The organism is Pseudarthrobacter sp. RHLT3-21, from assembly GCF_059383495.1.
Genome location: NZ_JBWZCI010000064.1, coordinates 1 through 1,133 on the forward strand (window position 1 = coordinate 1; position 1,133 = coordinate 1,133).

The window sequence follows — 1,133 nt, forward strand, 5'->3', positions numbered from 1 at the left end:
TAGTGTTCCGTGTTAATGGTTTGTTTGCGTTTCATCTTGCCCAGTAGATACTCCGCGGATTTGGTCCAGGTGAACGGCTTGGCGTCCTTGTTGTAGTTTTCGATGTACCGCTCCATGGTCTCTTCCAGGTCCTTCACCGAGCTGAACGTTCCACGCTTCAGGCACTGGCGGGTGATGATCCCGAAGAAGATCTCCACCATGTTCAGCCAGGAACAGCTGGTCGGGGTGAAATGCAGGCTCACGCGCGGGTTTTCGGCCAGCCAGTCCTTCACGTTCTGGTGCTTATGAGTGCCGTAATTGTCACAGATGACATGCAGTTCAACCCCGGGGTGGGCTTGGGCTACCTGCCCCAGGAAGTCGACGAACTCGACATTGGTGTGCTTCTGGTAGAAGGCGTTCGCGCTGAGTTTGCCGGTGAGGACCTCCAGTGCGGCAAACAGCGTCGTCGTGCCGTTGCGTTTATAGTCATGGGTCTGCTGCAGCGGGTGGGTCGGGGACAACGGCTGCTCTGCCTGGGTGCGGGAGAGGGCCTGAATCTGGGTCTTCTCATCGATGCTCACCACCACCGCATTTTCCGGCGGCGACAGATACAGGCCCACCACGTCCCGGAGCTTGGCCTCCAAGGCGGGGTCGGTGGAGAATTTGAACGTCTCGATCCGGTGCGGCTGGATCTTCCAGCGGCGCCAGATCCGGGCGACGGAGGAAAAGGAAATCCCGTGGCGTTCGGCCATGATCCTGGCGGACCAGTGCGAGATCCCCAGCCCACTGGGAGGCTTACCGTCGTTGGTCAGGGTGTCGGCGACCAGGGCAAGCTCATCAATTTCCCGGTCCCGGCCCGGGCGCTGGACATCGGAAAGGGCCTTGATCCCGCCTTCGGCGTAGCGGTTACGCCATTTCAGGACCGTGGGTGCCGAGAAGCCGGTAGTCTTCTCGATCTGGACATTCGGCATCCCGTCGGCAGCCAGCAGGACAGCTCGGGCCCGCAGGGCCAGGGTTGCCGTGGAGGATTTTCCGCGGGTAAGCGCCTCCAGGGCCTCGCGGTCCCCGTTGCGCAGTTCCAGTGCCTTTGCCAGATAGACCATGGGTCAAGTCTGACAAAAATTCAGACCCAAAGGAATCACCGACACGCTACA

General features: G+C 60.3%; 1 protein-coding gene. It reads right to left on the bottom strand.

The genetic code is table 11. From position 1 onward, the window contains the following. On the bottom strand, positions 1-1,082 hold a 1,082-nt coding region (locus AC50YA_RS23090), incomplete at its 3' end, for an IS630 family transposase (RefSeq protein ID WP_494984477.1). Positions 1,083-1,133 lie beyond the last annotated feature (51 nt).